The sequence below is a fragment of the Zongyangia hominis genome (assembly GCF_014385095.1).
Lineage (GTDB): Bacteria > Bacillota > Clostridia > Oscillospirales > Ruminococcaceae > Zongyangia > Zongyangia hominis.
Genome location: NZ_JACRTC010000005.1, coordinates 32631 through 53295 on the forward strand (window position 1 = coordinate 32631; position 20665 = coordinate 53295).

Annotated in this window: 25 protein-coding genes; 5 read left to right on the plus strand and 20 right to left on the minus strand. The window is 56.5% G+C overall.

What is annotated here, in order from left to right; genetic code table 11:
- Positions 1-5: 5 nt before the first annotated feature.
- The 4 genes from H8709_RS07875 to H8709_RS07890 form a co-directional block, all read right to left on the minus strand.
- Positions 6-158 (minus strand): hypothetical protein, encoded by a 153-nt coding sequence (locus tag H8709_RS07875; RefSeq protein WP_262397830.1) that lies wholly within the window; start codon positions 156-158, stop codon positions 6-8.
- A gap of 276 nt (positions 159-434) precedes the next feature.
- Positions 435-914, minus strand: a complete 480-nt coding sequence (locus tag H8709_RS07880) for a hypothetical protein (protein WP_262397831.1) — start codon at positions 912-914, stop codon at positions 435-437.
- An 85-nt stretch (positions 915-999) separates the two neighbouring features.
- Entirely contained in the window at positions 1000-2112 is a 1113-nt protein-coding gene (locus H8709_RS07885; protein ID WP_262397832.1) for a hypothetical protein, read from the minus strand.
- 429 nt (positions 2113-2541) lie between these two features.
- Positions 2542-3129: a uracil-DNA glycosylase gene (locus tag H8709_RS07890; protein ID WP_262397833.1), complete on the minus strand. Its 588-nt coding sequence runs from the start codon at positions 3127-3129 to the stop codon at positions 2542-2544.
- Between the two features lie 272 nt (positions 3130-3401).
- Between H8709_RS07890 and H8709_RS07895 the strand changes: the two genes are divergently transcribed.
- Positions 3402-3971, plus strand: coding sequence for a phosphate propanoyltransferase (locus tag H8709_RS07895; protein ID WP_262397834.1), 570 nt, complete (start codon positions 3402-3404; stop codon positions 3969-3971).
- Positions 3972-4072: 101 nt separating this feature from the next.
- Here H8709_RS07895 and H8709_RS07900 read toward each other — a convergent pair whose 3' ends face one another.
- From H8709_RS07900 to H8709_RS07925, 6 genes are all read right to left on the minus strand, one after another.
- Positions 4073-4969 (minus strand): VIT1/CCC1 transporter family protein, encoded by an 897-nt coding sequence (locus H8709_RS07900; RefSeq protein ID WP_262397835.1) that lies wholly within the window; start codon positions 4967-4969, stop codon positions 4073-4075.
- A gap of 145 nt (positions 4970-5114) precedes the next feature.
- On the minus strand, positions 5115-5924 hold the full coding sequence (locus H8709_RS07905; RefSeq protein WP_262397836.1) for a hypothetical protein: 810 nt from the start codon (positions 5922-5924) through the stop codon (positions 5115-5117).
- On the minus strand, positions 5918-6628 hold the full coding sequence (locus H8709_RS07910) for an ABC transporter ATP-binding protein (protein ID WP_262397837.1): 711 nt from the start codon (positions 6626-6628) through the stop codon (positions 5918-5920). The genes H8709_RS07905 and H8709_RS07910 overlap by 7 nt, the downstream gene beginning before the upstream one ends.
- On the minus strand, positions 6615-7001 hold the full coding sequence (locus H8709_RS07915) for a GntR family transcriptional regulator (protein ID WP_262397838.1): 387 nt from the start codon (positions 6999-7001) through the stop codon (positions 6615-6617). The genes H8709_RS07910 and H8709_RS07915 overlap by 14 nt, the downstream gene beginning before the upstream one ends.
- A 164-nt stretch (positions 7002-7165) precedes the next feature.
- Entirely contained in the window at positions 7166-7531 is a 366-nt protein-coding gene (locus tag H8709_RS07920; RefSeq protein ID WP_262397839.1) for a sigma-70 family RNA polymerase sigma factor, read from the minus strand.
- 7 nt (positions 7532-7538) lie between these two features.
- The gene (locus H8709_RS07925; RefSeq protein ID WP_262397840.1) at positions 7539-9164 is read right to left on the minus strand and encodes a recombinase family protein; all 1626 of its coding nucleotides are present in this window, start codon (positions 9162-9164) and stop codon (positions 7539-7541) included.
- A gap of 99 nt (positions 9165-9263) precedes the next feature.
- Here H8709_RS07925 and H8709_RS07930 point away from each other — a divergent pair, with 99 nt between their 5' ends.
- Positions 9264-9446, plus strand: a complete 183-nt coding sequence (locus H8709_RS07930) for a hypothetical protein (protein ID WP_262397841.1) — start codon at positions 9264-9266, stop codon at positions 9444-9446.
- Between the two features lie 24 nt (positions 9447-9470).
- On the opposite strand, the gene H8709_RS07935 is transcribed toward H8709_RS07930, so the two are convergent.
- The 6 genes from H8709_RS07935 to H8709_RS07960 all read right to left on the minus strand — a co-directional run bounded on the left by H8709_RS07935 (position 9471) and on the right by H8709_RS07960 (position 14619).
- Complete coding sequence (locus tag H8709_RS07935; protein WP_262397842.1) at positions 9471-10388, minus strand: SufB/SufD family protein; 918 nt, start codon at positions 10386-10388, stop codon at positions 9471-9473.
- Between the two features lie 3 nt (positions 10389-10391).
- Complete coding sequence (locus tag H8709_RS07940) at positions 10392-11120, minus strand: ABC transporter ATP-binding protein (protein ID WP_262397998.1); 729 nt, start codon at positions 11118-11120, stop codon at positions 10392-10394.
- Between the two features lie 99 nt (positions 11121-11219).
- Entirely contained in the window at positions 11220-11432 is a 213-nt protein-coding gene (locus H8709_RS07945; RefSeq protein ID WP_262397843.1) for a sigma factor, read from the minus strand.
- A gap of 185 nt (positions 11433-11617) precedes the next feature.
- Positions 11618-13615 carry a thioredoxin domain-containing protein gene (locus tag H8709_RS07950; protein WP_262397844.1) on the minus strand — a complete coding sequence of 666 codons (1998 nt, stop codon included), beginning with the start codon at positions 13613-13615 and terminating at the stop codon, positions 11618-11620.
- 30 nt (positions 13616-13645) lie between these two features.
- The gene (locus H8709_RS07955) at positions 13646-14245 is read right to left on the minus strand and encodes an HDIG domain-containing metalloprotein (protein ID WP_262397845.1); all 600 of its coding nucleotides are present in this window, start codon (positions 14243-14245) and stop codon (positions 13646-13648) included.
- Positions 14242-14619 carry an iron chaperone gene (locus tag H8709_RS07960; protein WP_262397846.1) on the minus strand — a complete coding sequence of 126 codons (378 nt, stop codon included), beginning with the start codon at positions 14617-14619 and terminating at the stop codon, positions 14242-14244. Before H8709_RS07960 ends, H8709_RS07955 begins: the two co-directional genes overlap by 4 nt.
- A gap of 448 nt (positions 14620-15067) precedes the next feature.
- Between H8709_RS07960 and H8709_RS07965 the strand changes: the two genes are divergently transcribed.
- Positions 15068-16699 carry a recombinase family protein gene (locus H8709_RS07965; RefSeq protein ID WP_262397847.1) on the plus strand — a complete coding sequence of 544 codons (1632 nt, stop codon included), beginning with the start codon at positions 15068-15070 and terminating at the stop codon, positions 16697-16699.
- Here the strand turns inward: H8709_RS07965 and H8709_RS07970 are convergent.
- Positions 16686-16892 carry a sporulation sigma factor SigK gene (locus tag H8709_RS07970; protein WP_262397848.1) on the minus strand — a complete coding sequence of 69 codons (207 nt, stop codon included), beginning with the start codon at positions 16890-16892 and terminating at the stop codon, positions 16686-16688. The genes H8709_RS07965 and H8709_RS07970 overlap by 14 nt on opposite strands.
- A gap of 365 nt (positions 16893-17257) precedes the next feature.
- Here H8709_RS07970 and H8709_RS07975 point away from each other — a divergent pair, with 365 nt between their 5' ends.
- Positions 17258-18301 carry an NAD(P)-dependent alcohol dehydrogenase gene (locus H8709_RS07975; RefSeq protein ID WP_262397849.1) on the plus strand — a complete coding sequence of 348 codons (1044 nt, stop codon included), beginning with the start codon at positions 17258-17260 and terminating at the stop codon, positions 18299-18301.
- A gap of 98 nt (positions 18302-18399) precedes the next feature.
- Here the strand turns inward: H8709_RS07975 and H8709_RS07980 are convergent, their stop codons facing one another.
- Complete coding sequence (locus H8709_RS07980; protein WP_262397850.1) at positions 18400-18618, minus strand: hypothetical protein; 219 nt, start codon at positions 18616-18618, stop codon at positions 18400-18402.
- Positions 18619-18862: 244 nt separating this feature from the next.
- Between H8709_RS07980 and H8709_RS07985 the strand changes: the two genes are divergently transcribed.
- Positions 18863-19186 (plus strand): helix-turn-helix domain-containing protein, encoded by a 324-nt coding sequence (locus H8709_RS07985; protein WP_262397851.1) that lies wholly within the window; start codon positions 18863-18865, stop codon positions 19184-19186.
- Here the strand turns inward: H8709_RS07985 and ybaK are convergent.
- Both ybaK and H8709_RS07995 read right to left on the minus strand, forming a co-directional pair.
- Positions 19164-19652 (minus strand): Cys-tRNA(Pro) deacylase, encoded by a 489-nt coding sequence (gene ybaK / locus H8709_RS07990; protein ID WP_262397852.1) that lies wholly within the window; start codon positions 19650-19652, stop codon positions 19164-19166. The genes H8709_RS07985 and ybaK overlap by 23 nt on opposite strands.
- 20 nt (positions 19653-19672) lie before the next feature.
- On the minus strand, positions 19673-20581 hold the full coding sequence (locus H8709_RS07995) for a magnesium transporter CorA family protein (protein WP_262397853.1): 909 nt from the start codon (positions 20579-20581) through the stop codon (positions 19673-19675).
- Positions 20582-20665: the final 84 nt, after the last annotated feature.

A 20665-nucleotide genomic window follows, 5' to 3' on the forward strand; every position in this document is an offset into this window, starting at 1 on the left:
CACCTTTATTGGCGCGGCGAGCCCTGGGCTTTTGTCAGGGCACGGTGCAGGATGGACAGGCACTGAGGCCCGGCCACTTTGCTTTGTAGTTTAGTATTCTCCCGTTTGAGCCCCAACATTCTCCGATAGGACGCTTCTAAAAATTTGATTATCTTCATCACCAGGCGGCTTGGGGCGTTTTCACCCCTGCGCCGCCCTTGGAAGCGCCGTCAAAGGCGGGCCGCTTGGTAACGCGTCCCGCTTTTGTAAGCTCCTATGCCTATCAGCGCCGCCCGCCATGTAGAATCGGACGCGCATCGTTGCGCACAGCGCCGCCCTTTACATCAACGCGTCCGTTCCGCGGCGGCACAGTTTGCTCCGCGGCCCGTTTAGGTGCAGCATCCGGGCGCAAAAAAACGGACGCGATAAGCGTCCGCTTTTTTATGCAGAAATGGCTACATAGGCTTGTGGCGCATACCGGAGGCGTTGCCGGTGCGCCGGGGAGGTGCGGCGTTTTTCAGGGGCCCGCCGCCGGGGAGGGGACGGTTCTGCCCCCAGTTTTCGCGTGGGCTCACGGGGGACGGGCGCACCGCTTTGTTGATGGCGGAGGCGGCGTTTAAAAACTGGGAGGTGAGAAAGCCCAATTGATCCAAGAGAATCCGGCGCTTTCCCGGATGAGAGACAGCGTTGATGGAACTCTTGAGATTGCCCATCAGTTCCATGAAGACGGGAAGGATGGCGCCGGGGTTCACCGTGCTCAAATCCTCCAAATTCAGGCTGTTGATGTGGCCCAAAAGGCCGTTGAGATTATTTTGTATCTGCATCCGTTTTTGGGAGTTGTCGATCTCCCCGGCGAGTTCCGACATGTGGCGAATGGTCTCCTTGATCGCGACGACCATGGGGGCCACCAGAGCTTCCATTGCGTGTTCATTCATCGTTTGCGACCTTCCTTTGCAGTGATGTCATTTCATTGTATGAGCACGCGCCGCCGGTTATGCCGGATGCGAGAAAAAGACGGCATCAGCCGCCTTTTTGGATGATCGCTTCCATCTTGGAAAGGGTCTCGGACACCTTGGCGTCTACCTTTTGGTAGTCCATGCTGGAAATATAGTAGCGCTCGATCTGGTCGTGGATGTTTTTGGACTCCACCAGCAGCTTGATGGCTTCGTTTAGCATCTCCTGGGCCGCCTTGCGGTTGAAGCTGATGCGCTGCTTGCGGGTTTTGAGTTTGACCATGTCGGTGAAGCGCTTGGCGTGAATGCGGCGGCAGGGCTCCAGGGAGATATTGGAGAAGCGGTTGGTGGTGACAAACGCCATGCCGATGGAGGGGATGATCAGATGCTCCAATTTCTCATAGGGGGAGAGGGGACAGTAGCAGGTGATGATATCCAGCCCCGCCGACAGGGCCGCGCTGCGCAAAGCGTTTAAAAGCAGGCGGGAGGAAGCGCCCCACTCGTCGTCGATGAGATAGATCCGGTCGCACATGGTTTTGACCGAATCGGTGTAGGTGACAAGCCCTTGGGGGGTCACGGTGCTCAAAAAACGCACCGCTTCGGCGCCGTGATCCACGTCGGTGGCGCGAAACTCCTTGGCCGCCAGACGCCGGGCATACCGGGCAATCTTCTCCGGATCGGTGCACTCCACAGCGATGCGGTAAGTGTCATAGATCAGCGAAGAGGCGGCGGTCAGGAAGCGGCAGCACCGGTCATGGCAGGTGGAGTTGCGGGTGCAAAGCTCTACAATTTCTTTGCGGTCCCGCTGGAGCTTCTCGTCGTCCCAGCAGTCGGTCAGGTTGACCACCGTCTCAAAAGCGCCGGGGTATTTGGGTTCGATGACATGGGGAGCAGTGCCGTCTGCGATGGAAATTTTGAATTTATTGCTGATCACCGCGTCCAAACTATCGGGGTCGGAGGAGCAGTGAATCTGTTCGACGAAGGGGTCCCCCGCGTCCATCAGGCGCTGGGCCACCTTTTTCATCAAGCTGGATTTCCCCGTCCCCGGTCCGCCCTTGATGACAAATTTGTGCCAACCCTCCAGAGGGGTGCCCAGCTGGTCAAAACGGGAAACAAAACCCTGGGGCGTGTTGGACCCCAGAAAAAAATGGACAAAGTTGCCGCCGTCTTTCATTGTCAAAACCACCTTTTCTCCGTACAGATTGTGCCGCCGCATGAAACGCCGGGCCAGCCGTTTCCATTCTGCACGGAAGATGGAAACGGTCCGGTGGATGCGAAATGCGCACGCTATTTTTCCGTGTCGAATTCTATACAACATCATGCTATTCAAATTGCGGCGTTTTTGACACTGGAATGGCGAAGGAAACGGTGATTTTTCCCCGAAAGGGACAAAGGCAAAAACGCCCGCGGTAAAAGCGGGCGTTTTCAGAGTTCTCCCCTTGGGGGGCAGCTGTTTTTCTGTTATTAAAGGCGGGCTTTTTTCGAGCCAATGTTGTTACTCCCGGCCCGCAGCTTTGGCGGTACGGTTCCCCAGTCCATCAGCCCCGTCTGCGCCGGTTATCGCCGGCCCGCCGCCTTTGGGACGGCAGGCTCCGTAAAGAGAAACCGCTCACGCCTCCTCGGCGGGGTAGGTGTGGGAGCATATCTCCTGGATTTTGTCCCGCAGGGCGAAAAAATCCTCCATGGCGGCGGGCTTGCTGGCGGGATTGCGCAACAGGGCCGCCGGGTGGAAGGTGCCCATCATCTGCACGCCGTTTTTCTCAAACCAGACCCCATGCTCACGGGTCACCTTGAAATCGGGCTTTAAAAGCTTTTGCGCGGCGATCCGCCCAAGGCATACGATGATCTTGGGGCGGATGAGGAGCACTTGATTGCGCAGGTAATCGATGCAGGCCTCCTGCTCCTCGGGCAGCGGGTCCCGGTTTTTGGGCGGGCGGCATTTGACGATGTTGGCGATGTAGATATTCTCCTTCCGTGACAGGTCCACGGCAAAGAGCATCTTGTCGAGCAGCTGTCCGCCCCGGCCCACAAACGGCTCGCCGGTCAAGTCCTCCTGTTCCCCCGGCCCCTCGCCGATGAAGAGGATCTCCGCCTGGGGATTCCCCACCCCGAAGACCACCTGGGTCCGTGTCTCGCATAGGCCGCATTTGCGGCAGCTCAGACAGTGCTCCCGCAGCGTATTCATATCTTCAAACATCCTGTGTGCTCCTTTCCTCTGGGTCTTTCCAGTATACCATAAATCGGGAGCGGAGGATAGGGAGAGAAACATTGTTAAAACTATAACAATTATTGCATTGTGGGGACAAAGAAAGTACAATAAATAGGGAAACAAAGCGCGCCCGGTCCACCGGGCGGAGGACGCTTTTAGGCGGCCGGGGAAGGCCGTCAACAACTGCACCGGATGAAAAAGCCGGAAGGTCATGCGCGGTCCGTTTCTTGGGGCCGGCGCGAACAACGGAGGAATGAACAATGAAAATTTTAGTGGAAACCTCTGCCCGTCACATCCACGTGACCCAGCAGGATTTGGAAACCCTTTTCGGCCCGGGCGCCGAGCTCTCCTTTAAAAAAGCACTGTCCCAGCCGGGACAATTCGCCACCAATGAACGGCTCACCCTGGTAGGCCCGAAGAAGTCCATGCCCAACGTGTCCATTCTGGGCCCGGTCCGTCCGGCTACCCAGGTGGAGATTTCCCTGACCGACGCCCGTTCCCTGGGCCTGGTGGCTCCGGTGCGGGAGTCCGGCGACGTGGAGGGCTCCGCCCCCTGTAAACTCGTCGGCCCCTGCGGCGAGGTGGAGGTGTCTCAGGGCGTTATCGCCGCCAAGCGCCACATCCACACCACCCCGGAGGACGCGGTTAAGCTGGGCGTCAAGGACAAGGAAGTGGTCAGCGTCAAGATCGACACCCCCGAGAGAAGCCTCATCTTCGGCGACGTGGTGGTCAGAGTCAGCCCCAAATTTGCTACCGCCATGCACATCGACACCGATGAGTCCAATGCGGCCGGCTGCTCCGGCGAGGTCTACGGCGAGATCGTGCGCTAGTTTTGTTGACTAAAGCGCCCCGGATTTTTCCGGGGCGCTTTTTTGCGTCCAAAAAGGGCGGCGGTCCTTGAGACCCCCGCCCTTTGATCATACGTGGAACATTAGATGTCGATGCCCAAGAACTGCTTGACCAGCAGACCGATGACGAAGGAGAGGACGGCGACGCTCAGGCTGATGCCTGCCATTTCTAAAAACCTCTTTTTAAAGGAGAGGCCCTTGGCCACTGAGATATAGAAGGTGAAGCCGGAGATAATGAGAACGACGATTACCAGCATGGTGACGAGTGCCCAAAGGTAGTGGGTGGAGGGGAAGAGGAGATAGGGCAGTACTAACAGCGCCACCGTGATCACATAGGCGATGCCGGTGTAGATGCAGGACTTAAACGCGTCGCTGCGCCCGTCGCTCTTGGCCGAGAGAAACTCGGAGGAGGCCATGGAAAGGGTGGCGGAGATGCCGGTGATGAGACCGGACAGGGCGATGAGGCTGGTGTTTTGCAGCGCCAGCGTCAGGCCCGCCAGGGTGCCGGTGAGCTCCACCAGGGCGTCGTTGAGCCCCAGCACCATGGAGCCCACATATTTGAGCCGCTCCTCGTCGAGCAGCTCGATGAGCTCGTTTTCGTGGCGCTGCTCATCTTCACAGATCTGTTTGGCTGCGGGAATTTCGTCGCAGATTTCGGTATAGATGTCCTGGGCGTTGCCTTCGCCGTTTTCCATCAGTTTGAGAGCGAAGGTGAAGCCGCAAATCAGGCTGATGAGGGAAAACCACCAGACCTTGAAGGCGTTGGGCTTCTCCTCCTTCCCGGTGTAGCGCTGCCAGATTTTGCTGTGACGTTCCTCCTCGTCGGCGATGCGCAGAAGGATGGTGCGGTTGTGCTCATCCTTCACCCGTTTGGCGATCTTCCGGTAAATGTGACATTCCGTAATTTCATTTTTTTGCATGGAGGAGACGATTTCCAGCGTCTTTGTGCTGATAGACTTCTCCTGCTCGCTGTTTGCCATGCAGATTCCCTCCCATTTGTGAGTGGGGCAAATCTGACCCCACGCTGTTTTTGTTTTATTTTAGCACATTTTTGGAAGGAGAAACAGGGGGGAAAAGAAAAAGAGGGGCGGGCTTGAAGCCCGCCCCTCTTTTATAGAAGAAGTGTTATTCCAGTTCCATGTGCTTGGAGAGAAGGTAGGTGGTAAGGAAATATTTGGCCAGCGAAAATACCACGGTGATGAGCAGCGCAATGCCGATGATCAAATTGAGATACCCCACAAATTCGGGTATCTGCGCCATGGGGACGCCGTGGGAAAAGCGCGCGCCCAGATCATTTAACCAGCCGGAACCCATCCAGGTGAGGAGGCTGACGACGCGGCTTTCCACAAAGGAGAAAGCGACCAGGGTCAAGATGCCCGCCACAATTTTAAATTTGCGGAAGATGGGCAGGTGGGCCACGGTGGAAGCGCAGTAGAGGGAGAGGACGATGGCAAAGATGCTGACTAAAATAGAGACGAGAATCAAAACGATGGTAAGCACCAGGTTGTTTTCCCACAGCGCAGTCCACAAGTCACCCAGCTCGCCGAAGTTCATGTGGTTAAAAATGCCGCCGTGAATTTGTAACAGCAGGAAGATGGAAATCGTCATGACGATGCCGGTAATCAGGCACCACATAACCGAGACCAGCAGCCGGGAGCAGACCTGCTGATGGGTGCTGGCGGGCAATGTCATGTTGAGATAGCCCTGACGGCCGAAGATGCGCTTATTAAAGGCATTGAGAATACTGATGAACACAATCACCACAGCCGCCACCATGACGGCGAAGACACAGATGGAGGCGATATAGCCCACCGTTTCCAACTGGGGCAGCTTCATGGTCCAGGTTAGCAGCACGCTGGCGATCAGGGCGCAGTAGATACCCAAAAACTCCCGGTAGGTGGATTTGATTTCGTATTTGAGTAGTTTCCCTAGCATTTGAATACCTCCCTGAAAAGCTGATCGACGGATTTCTGGGTCTTCTCCCGCAGTGTGTCAATTTCGTCGCAGAGCATGATCTCACCCTGTTTGAGGAAGATCACGGTGTCAAAGATGCGCTCCACGTCGCTGATGAGGTGGGTGGAGATGATGACCGAGGAATCCTCGCTGTAATTTTTGAGCACCGTGTCCAGGATGAAGTCCCTTGCCGCCGGGTCGACGCCGCCCAGGGGTTCGTCGAGGACGTAGAGGTGGGCCTCCCGCGACATGACCAGGCACAGCTGGAACTTGTCGATCATACCCTTGGACATGGATTTGATCTTCTGGTTGGCGTTGAGCCCCAGGCGGTCGATCATCTGGAAAGCCTTGGCTCCGTTAAAGTCGGCGTACATATCGCTGAAGAGGAAGATGGCGTCCCTGGCGCGCATCCAGTCGGCAAAGTAGTTGCGGTCGGGCAGGTAGGAGATGAGCGCCTTGGTGTCGGCGCCCACCGGGCGCCCCTCCACTAGGACCTCCCCCTGGTAGTTGGTGATAAGTCCCGTCAGGATTTTAATGAGCGTTGTTTTGCCGCTGCCGTTGGGGCCCAGCAGTCCGATAATTTTGCCCTTGGGCAGGACGAGGTTGACATCTCTCAGGGCGGTGAACCCGCCGTAGCTTTTGGTCAGATTTTTGATGACCGCGGACGGTACGTTATTTTCTTTCATCTTGGCGTTCCTCCTTCTTCAGTTTTTGTTCCAGCTCTTGGAGCAGCTGTTCGTTAGTAAAACCGAGGCGCTGCATCTCTGTGATAAAATTCTCAATTTGTTCCTTTGCCAGTTCTGTTCTCGTCATTTCAATCAGCCCTCCATCGTTGGTAATAAAACGGCCCGCTGTTCGTTCACTGTAAACCAGTCCTTCGCGTTCCAGTTCGGCCAGCGCCCGCTGGGCGGTGTTGGGATTGACTTCATAGGTCTGCGCCAAATCCCGCACGGACGGCAACCTTTGCCCTGGGGAAAGCTCCCCCGAGACAATTTTGCGCTTAACGCTTTCGATGAGCTGTAAATAAATTGGTATATTGGGATGAAATACTTCTGCCACAAAAGTGACCTCCTTCCATCGTTTGTATTATTGTACTAAGTGACTAATACAATAATACATCTTTTCTGAAATTTGTCAATCCCTTTTTTCAAATTTTTTTGCTAGCTTGTCCCAGACAATACAAAAGCGGCGCCCCGAACTTCGGGGCGCCGGTACCATGCAGATTAGCCCAAGCTGTCGATAATTTCTTTGCCAAAGCGTTTTTTGAGGACGGTGACCGCCTTCTTTTCGATGCGCGATACATAAGAGCGGGAGATGCCCAGCTTCTTGGCCACTTCCCGCTGGGTGAGGGGAATCCGGTTGCCCAGGCCGTAGCGCATGACGATGATCTGCTTCTCCCGATCATCCAGGGATTCGCCGATATACTTATAGAGCTTCTCCGATTTGAGCTTTAAATCGATGCTGTCAAACACGCTGATGTCGTCGGACACAATGTCCATGAGCGTCAGGCTGTTTCCGTCCTTGTCGGTGTCGATAGGGTCGGAAATATAGACATCCTGGGCGGACTTCTTTAGGTTGCGAAAGTGCATGAGGATTTCATTTGCTATCCCCCCTTGATGGCAACATGCCCGCCGGAAAGAGGGTGAGCCGCTCGCCGTCCCACTGGGCCCGGGAAAAGAGGGTTTGCATCGCCTCCCGTCTTTCGAGGGGGGAGAGGCGGGCGCCCCACCCGGATAAGGAGAGAAGGGGGAAGTGGCTTACGAGGGCTGGAGGGGCAGCGTCCGGTGTCTTGGACTCCCTTTCTCTCCCTGTTGCGCCGGAAGGGCAAGGACTCTCCCCACGTAGCGGGAGGACGCCGCCAGCTTTGTGCGCCGTGCTGAGGTTGCAGACCCCGCCCGGCGGGGCCAGCGGCGCGCCGGACACCCCACGGCCCGGCGGGCCGGGATGAGAAGCGCGGTCCAGCTGGGCCCGGGCCTTGGCCCGGGCGGCCAGCAAGTAGGAAATGAGGGCGGCGGGGTCCTCCGCGATTTGCACAACCCGGTGCCAGACCGCCTCGTCCAGGGCCTGGCCCGGCGCGTTTTTGACGGTGCACCCACCCGAACGCTCCTTCTCCCGGCATAGGTAGTAGAAGACGTCCCGGCCCGCCTGATCCCGCCGTCCCGTTTTTTTGGCACGCAGGGGACTGCCGCACCCGGCGCAGAAGAGGATCCCCGAGAGAAGGGGCGGGGCGTTCTCACGGCTAGTGGGGCGGCCACGGGGCGGGGCGGAGAGCAGGCGTTGGACGCGCAGCCACATTTCCCCGGGCAGGACGGCGGGATGCTCCCCGGGGGCAACGATCCATTCCTCACAGGGACGGATCTGCACGCGTCGTCCCTTTTCCTGGCGGGTTTTGTTGTAGACCATGAGTCCCCGAGCGCCGTCATAGTCCTCCTTTTGGCCGCTGCACTGCGCGCCCCGGGTCTCAAAATAGCGGTAGGTGTTCTCGTCCGCCGCGGCGTAGACAGGATTTACGAGCATTTGGCGCAGGGCGTCCCGCCGGAGAGGCCGTCCCCGGCGGCTGAGAATACCCTCTCCCCGGAGGCGCTCTTCCAGCAGGGTGATCGAGCCGCACGCGAGAAAGCCACGGTAAACCCGCCGTACCAGGTCGATTTCCTCCGGCACTGGGGTCAGGCGGCAGAGCCGCCGGGTCTTGCCGTCCTCCCCCTGGTATGCCACCATCTGGGAGGCAAAGCCGGTGGGTGTCACTCCGCCCAGCCACCTTCCGGTCCGGGAGAGCTCCAGCATGTTGTCCCGGATGCGCTCGGCAATGGTCTCCCGCTCCAATTGGGAGAAGACCGAGGCGATGTACATCATGGCCCGGCCCAGGGGGGAGGAGGTGTCAAACTGCTCCTTGATGGAGACAAAGGCGATGGAGAGGCTCCCCAGCTCCTCGATGAGCCGGGCGAAGTCGCCGATGTTTCGGCTGACCCGGTCGAGACGGTAGCAGACAATCACGTCGAAACGTCGGCGGCGGGCGTCCTCCATCATGGCGAGGAACTGGGGGCGGCGGGTGTTGCCGCCGGAAAAGCCCTCGTCCTCATAGAGAAGCAGGTCTTCCGCCCGCAGCCCCTCGTAGTGGCCGAGGCAGTATTTGCGGCACAGCTCAATCTGGTTTTCGATGCTTTCTCCCTGGCCGGTGAAACGGGATTTCCGGGAATAGACGGCGATGATGGGGCACTGCAAGGGGCATGCCTCCCTTCGTCTTAAACCTATGCGATATGGCTTGTACGGCATGCCCGCCGCCTGGGACGCATAGGATGAAGGGAAGGGGAGGGGTGCGTCTTGGAAATTCTCATTTCCGGCTGGGAGGACGAGGAAATCCGCGAGAAACTCAGCCTTGCGGCCGGGCGGCTCCACGGACAGTGGCTGTGCGAGAGGCTCGAAGAGCTGGAGCCGGAGGAGAGGATGCACCTCATCGACTCCCTGCTCGCGGTCCTGGACGCGGAAAAACCGCCATCCGCATAGCGCGGACGGCGGTTTTTTTACTCGTTATTTGAGGAAACCCTCGATGATTTTGGCTTCGGCTTCCTCTTCCGTGAGCCCCAAAGTCATGAGCTTGGTAATTTGCTCACCGGCGATTTTGCCGATGGCCGCCTCGTGGATAAGGGCGGCGTCCACATGGTTGGCGGTCAATTCCGGGATGGCGCTGACGACGCCATGGTCCATGATGATGGCGTCGCACTCCGAGTGGCCGGTGCAGGCGCAGTTGCCGTAAATTTTGGAGCGGAAGACCTGATGGGAGCGGCCCTTGGCTACCGAGCGGGAGATGAGATCCACCCCCGAGCCGTCGCCGTCAAGTTCCACCTCAAAGTCGGTTTCGGCGGTCTGATCGCCGTGGGTCATGATCTTTTCCTTGATGAGAAGCCGGCTCCCCGCGGCCAGCTTGCCCCGGGTGACCCGGCGGGTGGAATCGACCCCCTTCATCTGGACCGTGTCCATCTCCAGGGAGCCGCCCTCGGCGATCTCGATGTAGGTTTGGGGGTTGATAATCCGTTTGCCGGTGCCCTCGCCGATGCCGATGTGTTTTTCCACATACCGCACATGGGCGCCTTTTTGGAGGAAGAAGCGGTGGATGCCGTTGTGCTGGGAGGATTCCTCCCCCTCGGTGTGGACGCCGCAGCCGGCGATGATGGTGACGTCGGCGTTTTCGCCCACGTAGAAGTCGTTGTACACCAGATCGTCCACATCGCTGTGGGTGACGCAGGCGGGAATGTAGACGTTTTCCCCCTGGGTGCCGGGTTTAATGAGAATGTCGATGCCGGGCTTACCCATTTTGGGCGTGATCTCGATTTGATCGGTAGACTGACGCCCGGCGCACGCGCCGTCTTCCCGGATATTGTAGGCGCCGTCTGGGGCGCCGAAAAGATCGGACACGAGGCCAAGGAGCTGTTGGGTGATATTTTTCATAGCTTACGCCTCCTCCAGTTTCGGGCAGAATTGGCATTTGTCGTCCCCGAGCAGGGTGGGGAGAATTTCGTCCCGGGGGCCGTGAGCGGTGATGACGCCGCCGGAGAGGACCACGATCTCGTCGGCGATACCCAGAATCCGCTCCTGGTGGGAAATGATGACGATGGAGCCGCGGATTTCCCGGCGCATGCGCTGGAAGACGTCGATGAGGTTATTAAAGCTCCACAAATCGATGCCCGCCTCCGGCTCGTCGAAGATGGTGAGTCTGGTTTTGCGGGCCATGACCATGGCGATTTCAATGCGCTTGATCTCGCCCCCCGAGAGGCTCGCGTTGATCTCCCGGTCAATATAGTCCTTGGCGCACAGCCCCACGTCCCGTAGATATCCGCAAAGCTGCTCTTCCTCTATTTTTTCACCGGCGGCCAGCTCCACCATATCCCGTACCGTGATGCCCTTAAAACGCACCGGCTGTTGGAAGGCAAAGCTGATCCCCAGTTTGGCTCTCTCCGTGATGCCAAGGCCCGTGATGTCCTGGCCGTCAAAGAAAATCTGTCCCTCGGTGGGAGGGTTGATGCCCGCCACCACCTTGGCAAGGGTCGACTTACCGCCGCCGTTGGGTCCGGTGATGACCACGAATTTGCCGTCGTCCACCGTGAGATTGACGTTTTTGAGAATCCCCTTTTCGCCGTCTTCCCCCGCAACGTCCACGGATATATGTTTCAGTTCCAGCATATTTTTTTCTCCCATTTCTGATCAGAACGTCAGTTTTGTAAATCTTGCCTTTTTATTATACCACGAAAATACAAAAAACGAAGGTGTAGGCCTCTTTTTTCACAATAAATACACAATATTTGTATACAAGGCAAAATGTGGCGCATTGGCGGGGATTGCTTTTTCAATACAGCGCGCCGCATAGGTGGCAAACCGGGTCCCCTTAGTGTAGTCGAAGGTGGACACGGCCTTGATGAGGCCGATGGTGCCGATGGAGATCAGATCGTCCTGGTCCTTGTAGTTGGCGTAATACTTCTTTAACGGTGATAGCAAAAGGAGAAAAAGGCCGAAAAGCCGGGGGACAAGCCTGGCTCCGGGATTTGAAGCGAAATCACGCTCTTACGCTGATTTTTCTTCCTTCCTCATATGATTTTAGGTGATAAAAGGAAAGGAAGCAATGGGCTGCAATCGCTCATTGCTTCCTTTCCTTGCTCCGGCGGATTTTTTAAGGCGAATCGTCAAATTTTCTCCAGCATTGCTTTCACCTGCGCGATGCTGTCCACCGGCTGGGCGCATGCTCCGTTTTGACAGAGATAATATCGGACGCCCTTTTCCGGAATGGGATAAGATTCCGTAAAAGGGACGAGCTGGCCCAAGGCTTTCGCAGTCTCCGGCGTTTTTACCAGCACCGTCATTGCAGGGCGGGAAGCCTCCCGCAGAAAGGCGGTCAGTTCAGCGGGCACTTCCTGCGAGGCGCAGACCAGTTCCGCCGAGGGCCACAACTCTTCTAAGAACGCCAGCATGGCAAAGCCATACCCGGCGGGGTATTCTTGGACAGCGCCCGCCAAATAGGCCAACTGCAAGTCGGCGGCGGTACGCCAGCGGCTTTCTCCGGTGAGCCGGGCCAGGCGCGAGAGCACCAGCGCCGCCACCGAGTTCCCCGACGGCATAGCACCGTCGTAAGTTTCTTTCGTCCGGGTAATGAGCTGTTCCCCCTCCGAGGCATAGGGATAAAATCCGCCGTTTTTCTCGTCGAAGAATTGTTCATACATCCGTACCGTCAAACGCCGGGCCTCCGCTAAATATTGGGTTTGGAATGTTGCATCATAGAGTTTCAGCAGACCCCAAGAGTAGAAGGCATAGTCGTCCAGCTTTCCGGGGTGGGCCGCCTGCTCCTCCCGCCATCTTGCCAGCAGGCGGCCACTGTTATCGGTGAGTTTCCTTTTTATAAAATCCACCGCCCGCATGGCGGCGTCCAGATACCGAGGTTCGTCCAACGCCAGTCCCGCATGGGCCATCGCCGCGATCATCAGACCGTTCCAGGCGGTAAGAACCTTGTCGTCCCGATGGAGTTGGGTTCTGCCTAAACGGTAAGCATACACCTTCTCACGCAAACATTTCATGCGTTCCGGTTCCTGATCGATCTGTTCTTGCGCGATGAGATTGAGGATAGTTTTGCCCTCAAAATTTCCTGACGGGGTCACGCCGTACCAGCGGCAAAAGATATCCGCGTCCCGTGGCTCGAGCAAATCTTTTAGTTCATCGGGAGTGAACACGTAATATTTTCCCTCCACACCTTCACTGTCCGCGTCCTGCCCGCAGTAAAAACCACCCTGTGGATCGGTCAGTTCCCGGAGGACGTAGTCCAGAGTGCGGCGCACGATTTCCGCATAGAGGGGGCGGCGGGTCTCTTGATAAACTTCGGTATAGGCCAGAGCCAGAAGCGCATTGTCGTAGAGCATCTTTTCAAAATGAGGCGCCAGCCACTTTTTATCGGTAGAGTACCGGGCAAAGCCGCCGCCCACGTGGTCGAACAGGCCGCCCCGGTACATCGCTTCCAAAGTCTGTTCCGCCATCTCACGGGCGTGGCGATCCCCCGTGCGTTGGGCATATCGAAGCAGGAAAATTAAATTGTGGGGCGTGGGGAATTTTGGAGCGCGCCCAAATCCGCCCCAGCGTGCATCAAAGCTCTGGGCGTAGAGACTGACCGCCTGGCGCACCAGTCCACGGTCGGGAACGCCGCCGCTTGCTTCCTCCGTTCTTTTGAGGTGGGCGGTCAGCTCCGCCCCGGCGGCAACCAGACTTTCCTTGTCCTCCCGCCACAACTGCGCGGCCTGCGACAGCAACGACAATAGCTGCCGCTTCGGTAAATATGTGCCCGCCCAGAAAGGATTTTGTTCCGGAGTGAGCAACACCGTAAGCGGCCAGCCGCCCGAGCCTGTCATGGCGGTGCAGGCGGCCATATAGACCGCGTCCACATCCGGGCGCTCCTCTCGGTCCACCTTGATGGGGATAAAATCCTGATTGATGGCCTCCGCCACGGTTTGATCCTCAAAGGATTCATGCGCCATGACATGGCACCAGTGGCAGGTGGAGTAACCGATGCTGAGAAACACCGGCTTATCCGCCTGTCTAGCCGCTTGGAATGCTTCTTCTCCCCAAGGCCGCCAGTCTACGGGGTTTTCCCGGTGCTGGAGAAGATAAGGGGATTTTTCAAATTGCAGCCAGTTGGGCATATACGTTTCCTCCTATGACCGGGCAGCGCATCACCGCCCGCATTTTTCTATAAAGCGTTGGACCTTTCCCTCTTCCGTCGCCAGGTTGCTGTGGAGCCGCCCCATCAGATCACAGAGACCCAGTAGGGCAACCTCCTCCACATCGGTGCGCTTCTTCATACCCTTCACATCTGCGAAGGGCAAATCTCTTACCACAAATAGGATCTGCATATGGTACCGAATGAGCATACACACCCGCTCGATTAGCATCTTGTCTGTCAAAAAACCGGATAAAAACCGCCGCGCCAGCGACGCGCCCACCTTTTCGTGGTTATAGGAGGTGATTTTCCCCCGTCTGACGCGCGTCGTATCAGGTTTCCCAATATCATGGAGCAGCGCGGCCCACATCAGCGCCTCGGGATATTTACTCTCTCCCCGCCGTTTCGCCGCCTGGTCTATCACCAGCATCGTGTGATTCCAGACATTCCCCTCCGGGTGGTGAACCGGCGACTGCTCTGTGGTTTTCAGGCGCCAAAGCGGTGCAAACTCCGGGGGGAGGGGGCGGTCAAAGAGCTCTTCCAACGCCTGGCTGGGCTGGACATCCTCCATCAAATGGCGTTCTATCTGCCGAAATATCTCCGTGGACGTCATATGGAATTCCTCCAAAAAGTTTTGCAATCGGCCTTTTCGACACGGTTGCAGACGATGATACGATGTAGCAGCGGGTAGTCCACTTCTTTGTCCCACGGAATGCGAAACAGCATCTTACTCTGCCCGTAGCCCGCCTGGGTAATTTCCTGTCTGAAATGCTCCATGCCAGCCCGCTCGGGTGAAACGGCCAGGTGCTTGGCGGAAACGCTAAACCCGATGATGAAGGTGCCATGGTCGGTAAACATGGGCTGGTTCCACGCGATTCTCGGTTCCAGATCAGGGAATGTCAGCCCCACCCAATCCAGCACCTCCGCCGTGCGGTCACGGCACTTGGAATTTTCAATTTGCGCCAAATATTCTGCAAAGACGCCCATACCGCCCGCTCCTTTCTGGAAATACAAAGGCCTTGACAAATAGTCTTTGCATTTCCAGAAAGATTATCAGCGGCGATTTCATCCCTCCTACCCGAACAGACGCGTGTGGCCTTTGGATTACAGTCAAGCACAAGCCAATAGCTGGCCTACTGATGATGAAATTAAAATTTGGAATGAGAAAGATGAGCGCCATGTGTTTATTTAGATAATGCCAGACGGCCAAGCCGTCCGGTATTTTTGTTTTCATACCCTCATATCTTGGAAAAGAGGTGATGCTATTTGGAGAGCGCACAGAGAGAGCTGATGAGCGTCCTGTTAAACCATGTCCACTTGCTTGGACTGATATCGAAATCTACCTATTCTCACGCGGAGGATGTGGTGCATTCTATGATAGACTTACCGGAATTTTTCGATTCTTCTGTGTGCTTGACAAAGGAGGGAAGCACGCATGAATGTACATAGAATACGCAAGGAAATGAGAAACGGGAAGTCCATCTTCGACCTGCCGCTGCGAGTGACCTTCTACGCCAGAGTATCGACAGACAAGGACGAACAGCGCAACAGCTTGGAAAATCAAGTACAGTATTACACCGAACTGATTCAAAGCAAATTAAACTGGACCTACGTCGAGGGATATATCGACGAGGGGATCAGCGGGACAAGTACGAAAAAGCGGGATAGTTTTAATCGGATGATCGCAGACGCCAAAGCGGGACGCTTTGACTTCATCATCACGAAAGAAATATCCCGCTTTTCCCGTTCTACCCTGGACAGCATCCAGTATACCCAGGAGCTATTGGCGCATGACGTGGGGGTGCTGTTTCAGAACGACAACATCAACACCCTGGACAGCGACAGCGAATTCCGATTGGTGGTCATGGCCGGCGTGGCCCAAGACGAGGTGAGAAAGCTCTCCGAGCGGCTGAAGTTCGGCTTCCGGCAGGCCATCAAAAATGGCCATGTGCTGGGCAACGATCAGCTGTGGGGCTACGACAAAAAGGACTGTGTGCTGACCATCAACGAGGAGGAGGCTCGGGTGGTCCGTCGGATCTTCGATCTCTACGCCAACCAGCAGATGGGCATCCGCCGCATTTCCCAGACCTTGTACGATGAGGGCTTTACCAGTCGAAAGGGCAACGCCTTCAACGTGCTGACCATCCGGCACATTCTCTGCAATCCCAAATACAAGGGCTGGTATTGCGCCAACAAGTCCCAGACGGTGGACTACCGCAGCAAGCGCAAGATATTCCTGGACGAGAGCGAGTGGGTTATGTATCCCGATCCTTCCATCCCGGCCATTGTGTCGGAAGACCTTTGGGACCGGGCCCACGCCCTTTACAAGCGCCGCAGCCGGCAGATGATGTCCCACCAGAGCGCCGCTGAGTTCCACAACCGTTACCCATACAGCGGCAAGATTATCTGCGGGGAGCATGGCGCCAGCTTCCACAGGCAGGTACTCAAAAGCACCAAGGGGGAAAAGGAGGTCTGGCAGTGCCGGGTGTACCGCAATCGGGGCCGGGCGGCCTGCCCTGCGCCCCAGTTGCGAACCACGGAACTGGACCAGATCATGGCTCGAATTTTCGATCAGCTGGCCCAGGATCAACAGGCCATTGTGGACGCGGTGGTAAAGGTCATCCAGTCGGTTCCCGATGAGCACGACTATGGCCGGGATGCCTTGCGGATTGAGGAGGACTTGTCCGCCATCCGCGCAAAAAAGGACCGCCTGCTGGAGATGAGTATGGCGCAGGCGCTCACCATCGAGGAGTTTAAGCGCCGCAACGACAGCTTTAATGAACAGGTGAAAGGGTTGGAGGAACGACTGGAACTTCTAAGATCGGAGGAGCAAAAGGGGAGGCGCTCTGCTCAACAGCTTCGTAACATCAAAACCGCCCTGGAAGAGGAACTTTCTTTTAAAAACGGGATCAACTCGGCTTTGGTGACCACGATCTTGGACCACATTGTGGTCAAAAAAGGCAGCACAAAAGAGGAAGTGCGTCTGGAGATCCACCTGAAATTCGGCGGCCCCTTTGGGGTCGTTTTTAACCGGGAAAACGCCTCCTTCCGCTTTAACCGTTCTTGATGATGTGGGCTACTAGCCGGAGGTTATGTTCGATGAGTTGGTCCCGGGCCTCTGGATCGCCTTGTGCCATCCGTTCCAGGCACTCTTGCTCCTCCTTGGCGGAGAGCGGCTTGGGGAAGGTCCCGTTGCCGGTGATGTGCAGCGCGAAGTAGAGCAGATTACAAAGAGCGAAACAAATGAGCAAGGAATACATAACAGAAGACCCCTTTTCCTATCTTTTTCTGCGAAAAGCCGGTACAAAATATCCGGGCGCTGGAAATTTGGGCGGCAAACGCCATAAAGTAGCATATGACGAAAGAGAAATATTCGTGCATGTCCGCCAAAAGAGGACAAAATAACAAATGACGGAGAGCGCCAGAGGGTGAAATTAGCTGTAACTTTAGGATAAGCGGCGCAGGTATTAGTGCGGTCGGAAAAACGGAGACCGGGAAAAAGGGACGGCCAATTTTTGCGCGTTTGTGATTTTTTATAAAATAACAAAGGAAAAGTTGAAAAAAGTTAGCTTTTATGTTATGGTAGGGGAAATGAACCACACCAGAAAAGGGAGGGGACGGCGCTATGAAAACAATGAAAGCGGCCATATTGACAAAACAAAACACCATGGAAATTCAGGAAATTCCCATTCCCGAGTGCGGCGACGACGAGGTGCTCGTCAAGGTGATGGCGGTCGGCGTTTGCGGCTCGGACGTCCATTTCTTCTCCGAGGGACACATTGGCGACGACTATGTGCAGTATCCCCATATCCTGGGCCACGAGGGCGCCGGTATCGTGGAAGCTGTTGGCAAAAACGTGACCAAGTTTCAGCCGGGCGACCATGTGGCGGTGGAACCGGGCATCGCTTGCGGATTCTGCCCGGCGTGCAAGGCGGGAAAATATAACCTGTGCGAAAAGATGCAGTTCATGTCCGGGCCGCCGGTCTGGGGCTGCCTGCGGCAGTATCTCACCATCCGGGAAGACTTCTGCTTCCAAATACCCATGGACATGTCCTTTGAGCGGGGCTCCCTGGTGGAGCCGCTGTCGGTGGCCATCCACGCGGTGCGCCAGGCCAGAGTCAAACCCAACGACCGGGTGCTGATCGTGGGCGCGGGGCCCATCGGGCTTTCCTGCATCGCGGCGGTCAAGGACTGCGGCGCTGGGGAGGTCATGATCTGCGACACCATTCCTCAGCGTCTGGAAATGGCGCGGCAGTTCGGGGCCCGGGTCTTTGACGTCTCAAAAGTCCCCATCCAGGAACAGCTGGCCGATGAGATCGCGGCGGATCAAATCGACGTAGGCATGGAGACTGCCGGCATTGTCAGCGGTTTTGGCACCCTCATCGACTGCGTCAAGCGGGGCGGCAGCATCGTGCTGGTGGGATGTCCCAGCGCCGACACGGCCCCCATCCCCATCGGCAAGCTGGTCACCAAGGAGCTGATGGTCAACGGCCTGTTTAGGTACCGTAACACCTACCCCTATGGCATCCATCTGGCCGCCAGCGACGTGGCGCCCTTTGATCTGATGTTTACCCAGTCCTTCCCCCTGGCCGATGCCCAAAAGGCCCACGAGATGGCCCGGGACGACAAGGCCAACTGCATGAAGATCATCATCCACCCCAACGAATAGGGCAGCCGGGCGATACCTGCATCTGTGCGCCTTTACACGGCGATAATGCGACGAAATAAAAAAGGGATCAGCATTCGCTGATCCCTTTGCGTTTTCTATTATTTTCCGGCCAGGTAATTCTTGACCTCCTGGTGGGTGGAAAACGAAAAGTTTTCATTAAACAGATAGGACAGCGCTTCGTTACACTGGGTCAGGGAGTAACGGGACAAATCCAGCGCGCGCAGTTCTGCAATTGTCCGTGGCAGGTTCTCGGAATATTTTAGCGCAGAGATAAAACAGCCGCATTGGTCCGCCAAAATATCTAAGATATCCTTCATGAAAAATTTCCCCCATTCTCAAACGGATTCCTCTGTCATGTCCCCTTTGCACCCGCCCCATGACGGCCGCCTTTGCGCGGGATAGCACAGACAGCATATCCATCCCGGGGGGTGGATATGTACCAGACTAACTATATCTTATCATATTGGAAAAATGCGGTCAACTTTTAAGCGACAAAAACTTTGAAAAATCCGCTGAGAGTCGACAGATTTCGTATACACTTTCTTAAAGGGGATGTGTATCATGATTTTTGACTTCGGCTATCGTCTGCGCGCACTGAGAGAAAGCAAAAACCTGACACAAGCCCAAGTCGCCAGACGTCTCAATCTCTCTAAAACGACCATCAGCGGCTACGAAAACAACGTGAAAACCCCGTCGCTGGATGTTCTGATGCAGCTTTCCATCCTATACGGCGTATCTTCCGACTATATTCTGGGGCTGGAGGACCGGGATATGCTCCTCATCGATGGGTTGACCGACAGGCAACAGGAAATCCTCCGGATTCTCCTGACGGAGTTCCGCACCTCCAATCAGCTTAGGAACATCAATCTGTCCCTGGTGCCGTGATCGGGGCCGTTTTGGCGCCGGTGAGGGCCATGAGATCGCGGGGGGAGAGCTCGATTTGATACCCAATTTTCCCACCGCTGACAATGAGGGTGGGGAGGGCCTCGCAGGCGCTGTCGAGGACGGTGGGATAGGCCCGCTTCATCCCGATGGGAGAGCAGCCGCCCCGGATATAACCGGTGACTTTGAGAAGGTCGCTGACCGGAATCATCTCCACCGCTTTTTGGCCCACCGCCCGGGCGGCGGCCTTGAGATCCAGCTCCTTGGCCACGGGGATCACAAATACATAATAGTCCCGGCCCGTCCCTTTTGTGACCAGTGTTTTGAAAACCTGTTCCAGGGGCTGGCCCATTTTCTGCGCCACGGCGACGCCGTCGATCTTTCCGTCGCTGTGGTCGTAGGTGTATTCCTTGTGGGAAATATGGGCCTTATCGAGAATGCGCATGACATTGGTCTTGTTGTTTGCCACTGGGGAAAGCCTCCTTTGGCTCAGAGCCATTTTTTCTTTTTAAAGAGCAGGATGCACACCACAACCACCGCGACGCTTACACATATGACGACGGGATAGCCCAGCGCCCAGCGGTACTCCGGCATGGGGAAGTTCATGCCGTACCACCCGGCGATGAGGCTCAAGGGGAGGAAGATGGTGGTGACTACGGTGAAGAGCTTCATGAGGCTGTTGAGGCTGATGTCCACCTGGGCCTGGTAAGCCTCCCGGACCTGGGTCACATAATCCCGCAGGCTGCGGACATTGCCGCACAGCCGGTCCGCCCGTCCGGCTAGGAGATGGACAAAGCGGAGGGCCTTTTTGTCGAGCAGGCCGTTTGAGTTTTCCTCCATGGCCTCCAACAGGCTGGAGAGCTGCTCGTAATAGCGATGGAGCACCCGCAGCTTCTTCCTCAGTTCGATGATCTCCCGGATGCAGTTGTCCTTCTTTTTCGTGATGAGGGCGTCTTCCAGGTCTTCAATTTCCTCCTCCAACCCCTCCAGCGCGGAAAAATCGCCGCCGGTAAGCCGGTCGAAATAGGTCAGCAGCAGGGTGGGGATAGGTCTTTCCCGCCCCTCCTCCTCGGAGAGGATGCCGTCGAGGAGGGGGTCCTCGCCGCCGGTAAAGACCAAGAGCCCCTTGCGGAAATAGATACTGCTTTGACGGCAGGGGGCGGACAGGTCCTGATGGTCGGGGACGTTGAGCATTAAAAAGTCAAAGCCGTCGTGGCTTTCCAGCTTGGAGGGGCCGCCCCGGCCGCTCTCCTCGATGACACGGTCAGGGATACCCAGCATGGGCCCAAACTGGAAAAGTTCCTCCGGGCGCAGCCGGCAGACCACCGGGGCCCCTTCCCCCTCAGACATGGAAAAACCGCCCGCCGCGAGCTGCCGGGCAGTGAGAACCATTGGCATAATCATACTACCCCCTTTTTTTAAATTTTAACACGGCGCTCCCCGGCAGACAAGGGGAGAATTCCGCGAAAAAAGAGCCTTTAA

Coding starts and splice junctions, on each gene's coding strand:
- H8709_RS07875 (WP_262397830.1), bottom strand. CDS start 158: ATGAAGATAATCAAATTTTTAGAAGCGTCCTATCGGAGAATGTTGGGG.
- H8709_RS07880 (WP_262397831.1), bottom strand. CDS start 914: ATGAATGAACACGCAATGGAAGCTCTGGTGGCCCCCATGGTCGTCGCG.
- H8709_RS07890 (WP_262397833.1), bottom strand. CDS start 3,129: ATGTTTGAAGATATGAATACGCTGCGGGAGCACTGTCTGAGCTGCCGC.
- H8709_RS07895 (WP_262397834.1), top strand. CDS start 3,402: ATGAAAATTTTAGTGGAAACCTCTGCCCGTCACATCCACGTGACCCAG.
- H8709_RS07900 (WP_262397835.1), bottom strand. CDS start 4,969: ATGGCAAACAGCGAGCAGGAGAAGTCTATCAGCACAAAGACGCTGGAA.
- H8709_RS07905 (WP_262397836.1), bottom strand. CDS start 5,924: ATGCTAGGGAAACTACTCAAATACGAAATCAAATCCACCTACCGGGAG.
- H8709_RS07910 (WP_262397837.1), bottom strand. CDS start 6,628: ATGAAAGAAAATAACGTACCGTCCGCGGTCATCAAAAATCTGACCAAA.
- H8709_RS07920 (WP_262397839.1), bottom strand. CDS start 7,531: ATGCACTTTCGCAACCTAAAGAAGTCCGCCCAGGATGTCTATATTTCC.
- H8709_RS07935 (WP_262397842.1), bottom strand. CDS start 10,388: ATGAAAAATATCACCCAACAGCTCCTTGGCCTCGTGTCCGATCTTTTC.
- H8709_RS07940 (WP_262397998.1), bottom strand. CDS start 11,120: ATGCTGGAACTGAAACATATATCCGTGGACGTTGCGGGGGAAGACGGC.
- H8709_RS07950 (WP_262397844.1), bottom strand. CDS start 13,615: ATGCCCAACTGGCTGCAATTTGAAAAATCCCCTTATCTTCTCCAGCAC.
- H8709_RS07955 (WP_262397845.1), bottom strand. CDS start 14,245: ATGACGTCCACGGAGATATTTCGGCAGATAGAACGCCATTTGATGGAG.
- H8709_RS07960 (WP_262397846.1), bottom strand. CDS start 14,619: ATGGGCGTCTTTGCAGAATATTTGGCGCAAATTGAAAATTCCAAGTGC.
- H8709_RS07965 (WP_262397847.1), top strand. CDS start 15,068: ATGAATGTACATAGAATACGCAAGGAAATGAGAAACGGGAAGTCCATC.
- H8709_RS07970 (WP_262397848.1), bottom strand. CDS start 16,892: ATGTATTCCTTGCTCATTTGTTTCGCTCTTTGTAATCTGCTCTACTTC.
- H8709_RS07975 (WP_262397849.1), top strand. CDS start 17,258: ATGAAAACAATGAAAGCGGCCATATTGACAAAACAAAACACCATGGAA.
- H8709_RS07980 (WP_262397850.1), bottom strand. CDS start 18,618: ATGAAGGATATCTTAGATATTTTGGCGGACCAATGCGGCTGTTTTATC.
- H8709_RS07985 (WP_262397851.1), top strand. CDS start 18,863: ATGATTTTTGACTTCGGCTATCGTCTGCGCGCACTGAGAGAAAGCAAA.
- H8709_RS07995 (WP_262397853.1), bottom strand. CDS start 20,581: ATGCCAATGGTTCTCACTGCCCGGCAGCTCGCGGCGGGCGGTTTTTCC.